The following is a 3,279-nucleotide window of genomic DNA, read 5'->3' on the forward strand; positions in this document are numbered from 1 at the left end:
CCACCGGCTTCTCGGCGGCCAGCTTGCGCACTGCCTCGTAGATCGATTCGCCCCCGACGGTGGTGCCGCCCGGTGAATCGATCGACAGGATCACCGCTTTCACCCTCGAGGATTGACGGATGGTCTCGAGTTGTTTGATCAGGTCTTCGTCTTCGGTAATGGTGCCCTCGATCTTGACCTTGGCGATATGGTCGACCGCCGTGCCGGTGAAGTCGTCACCGTAAATCCAGCTCGAAAAGGCAATCAGCCCGGCTGCTGCGACAACAAGCGCTGCAACGCGCCAGAATGTCAGCTTGCGGCGCAAGCGGCGGCGGTCGATCAGGTCGTCGGCTCTCAGTGCCATGGTCAGCCTCATAGTCGGTGGAAGCAGATGCTTTTAAAGCAACCATCCGCGCCCGGCTACCGATTCCTGACGAGCTTGCGCCAAAGACAGGTCTCGACGTCCGCGAACCGGCGTTTCAAGAGATGTTAAGACCAATCCACAGGCCCCTAACGCTGCCCGCCTGTATCTGGTATGACATGCAAGTTGTGCCGGTTTCATTTTCGTTTGTGCAACAGCAACCGTCACACTTTTGCGGTTTTCCTCCGCTTGTGCTTGCTTGAGGGCGCCGGCATCCCACCTATAGGGGTGCTTGGCGGCAGGGGTTTAAAAGAAAGCAGTTATGTTAGCGCGACCGATTGAACCGACCAACACCGAGACGGAGTTGGCTCCCCCGGACGTAGGCCCGGCGCGGGTCGACGCCTTCGGCATTGCCCAGCGCCATTCGCGCCGCGTGCGGATATTGAAGCTGGCGGTGCCGCTGGCCGCTGCCGCGATCGCGGTCGCCTTCCCGGTCTATTCCTATCTCGCGGCGCCTGGCTCAATTCAGGTCCAGGCCGACGGCAGCGCCTTCGCCAATGGCAAGCTGGTGATGGCCAATCCCAAGCTCAACGGGTTCACCAAGCAGAAACTGCCCTATTCCATGACGGCCTTGCGCGCCATACAGGACGTGACCAAGCAAGGAATCATCAACTTGGAGGGCATCGACGCCAAGCTGCCGATATCGACCGACAATGTGGCGGCCATCAATGCCTCGCACGGCACCTATAATCGCGATGGCAACACGATGAGCCTGACCAGCGATGTCACCATAACCACCACCGATGGCTTGGCGGCAAAGTTCAAATCAGTCTTTCTCGATATGGGCAAAGGCACTATGAAGACGAACGATCCGGTCGACGTCAGCCGCGGCGGGTCGCGGATCACCGCAGAGTCGATGTCGATCCAAGACAACGGCAAGATCGTGGTTTTCGAGAACAGAGTGCGTGTCAACATCGATCCCGCCAGCTTGAAGGCGGCAGAGGCAATGAGCGGAGAATCCAATGCGGTTCAGTAGTTCGACACGGCTCGTGGCCGCAGCTTCGGCGTTGCCGGCCCTTGCGTTGGCTTTGGGGCTGGTCCTGGGGTTGGGGACGGCGCCGGCTCTGGCGCAGTCCAAGGCCACCAGCCAGCTGTCGGGCCTCAAACTGTCCGGCGACAAGCCCATCCAGATCGAAAGCGATAAGCTCGAGGTCCGCCAGGCGGATAGCGTCGCCGTGTTCACAGGCAATGTAAGCGTCGTCCAGGGTCCGACCTTGCTCAAGGCCGGCAAGATGACGGTCTATTACGTCAAGGACGCCGACGCTGACGCCAAGGATGCGCAGGCCGCAGGTGCCGCGATGACCGGCTCGGCCAACATCGACCGCCTGGAGGTCGCCAACAAGGTCTATATCAAATCGGACGACCAGGTCGCCACCGGCGACAGCGGCACCTTCGACATGAAGACGGAAGTGCTGGTGCTTTCAGGCAGCAAGGTCGTGCTTTCGCAAGGTGACAATGTACTGGTCGGCTGTAAGCTCACCGTGCAGATGAAGAGCGGCCTGGCTCAGGTCGACGCCTGCGGGGGCCGCGTCATGATGTCGATCACGCCGCCGGCGAAGTCGGGAGCGGCGAACCCCTGATGGTCGACGTAGCATCGCTGATGGCGCGTCTTCCATCACGCGTCGCCAGCAAACTTGCGGCACCGGCCACGGTCAGCGTCGACCAGGTAAAGTTCAAAGGAACCTTGATCGCCAAGGGCCTGACCAAGAGCTACAAGGGCCGCAAAGTTGTCAGCGGCGTGACGATCGGCGTGCGCGCCGGTGAAGCGGTCGGACTGCTCGGTCCCAACGGCGCCGGCAAGACGACCTGCTTCTACATGGTCACCGGCCTTGTGCCGGTCGACGAAGGCACAATCGAAATCGACGGCTTCGATGTCACCTCGATGCCGATGTACCGCCGCGCCCGCCTCGGCATCGGCTACCTTCCGCAGGAAGCGTCGATCTTTCGCGGCTTGAGCGTCGAGCAAAACATCCGTGCCGTGCTCGAAGTGGTCGAAAAGAACCGCAAAAAGCGCGAACACAGTCTCGACGAACTGCTCGATGAGTTTCACATCAGCCATCTGCGCAAAGCCCCGTCGCTGTCGCTTTCCGGCGGCGAGCGGCGGCGCCTTGAAATCGCGCGCGCACTGGCGACCCGCCCCGCATACATGCTGCTCGACGAGCCTTTCGCTGGCATAGATCCGATCGCCGTCGCCGATATCCAGCAACTCGTGCGTCATCTGACGGCGCGTGGCATCGGCGTGCTCATCACCGATCACAATGTCCGCGAGACGCTCGGCCTGATCGACCGCGCCTACATCATCCATGCCGGGCAGGTGCTGACCCATGGCCGGGCCGACGAAGTGGTCGCAAACCCGGATGTGCGGCGGCTTTATCTCGGTGAGGGATTTACACTCTAAGCGGGAAAATTCTCCTCGAAACGCGATTTTTGGCGCGAGACCAGCCTTTTTTCTCCGATTTCTCTTCCAAATAAAGCACCGACAGGCGAGTTTTGATCGCCGTCGCCTTGACAAGCAAAAGCCGGGCCAGTTTCTATGCCCGACTCCTTCCGGCAGTCCGGATGCGTAGACAGGGCGTTTGAAACCGAACCATGGCGTTGGCGGCAAAACTACAGCTACGACAATCCCAGTCGCTGGTGATGACGCCGCAACTCATGCAGTCGATACGGCTGCTGCAGTTCACCCACATCGAGCTGGAACGCTTCATTGACGACGAGATCGAGCGCAATCCTCTGCTCGGGCGCGCCGAGCCGCAGGACGATTCCGTCAGCGACCAGGCGCAGAAGATCGATGCCGCGCCGGAAACGGCCACCGACGGCGATTGGTTCGAGAAGGAAACGGCGTGGAGCGCCGAGGCGATCTCGGAAAAGCTCGATAGTTC

4 protein-coding genes and 1 pseudogene are annotated in these 3,279 nt (G+C 60.7%); 4 read left to right on the plus strand and 1 reads right to left on the minus strand.

Features of this window, described 5'->3' with window-relative positions; translation table 11 throughout:
• A partial coding sequence (locus EOA86_RS27815; protein WP_206630150.1) for an ATP-dependent Clp protease proteolytic subunit occupies nt 1-343 on the minus strand: 343 nt, incomplete at its 3' end.
• A gap of 319 nt (nt 344-662) precedes the next feature.
• Between EOA86_RS27815 and lptC the strand changes: the two genes are divergently transcribed.
• The 4 genes and pseudogenes from lptC to EOA86_RS27835 all read left to right on the plus strand — a co-directional run.
• On the plus strand, nt 663-1,376 hold the full coding sequence (gene lptC, locus EOA86_RS27820; protein WP_065010138.1) for an LPS export ABC transporter periplasmic protein LptC: 714 nt from the start codon (nt 663-665) through the stop codon (nt 1,374-1,376).
• The gene (locus EOA86_RS27825; RefSeq protein ID WP_127208665.1) at nt 1,363-1,980 is read left to right on the plus strand and encodes an LptA/OstA family protein; all 618 of its coding nucleotides are present in this window, start codon (nt 1,363-1,365) and stop codon (nt 1,978-1,980) included. The genes lptC and EOA86_RS27825 overlap by 14 nt, the downstream gene beginning before the upstream one ends.
• Nucleotides 1,980-2,798 carry an LPS export ABC transporter ATP-binding protein gene (gene lptB, locus EOA86_RS27830; RefSeq protein ID WP_127208664.1) on the plus strand — a complete coding sequence of 273 codons (819 nt, stop codon included), beginning with the start codon at nt 1,980-1,982 and terminating at the stop codon, nt 2,796-2,798. Before EOA86_RS27825 ends, lptB begins: the two co-directional genes overlap by 1 nt.
• Nucleotides 2,799-2,989: 191 nt before the next feature.
• Nucleotides 2,990-3,279: pseudogene (locus EOA86_RS27835) on the plus strand (RNA polymerase sigma-54 factor); the annotation flags it as partial.

The sequence above is a fragment of the Mesorhizobium sp. M5C.F.Ca.IN.020.32.2.1 genome, assembly GCF_004023105.1.
GTDB classification, from domain to species: domain Bacteria; phylum Pseudomonadota; class Alphaproteobacteria; order Rhizobiales; family Rhizobiaceae; genus Mesorhizobium; species Mesorhizobium wenxiniae.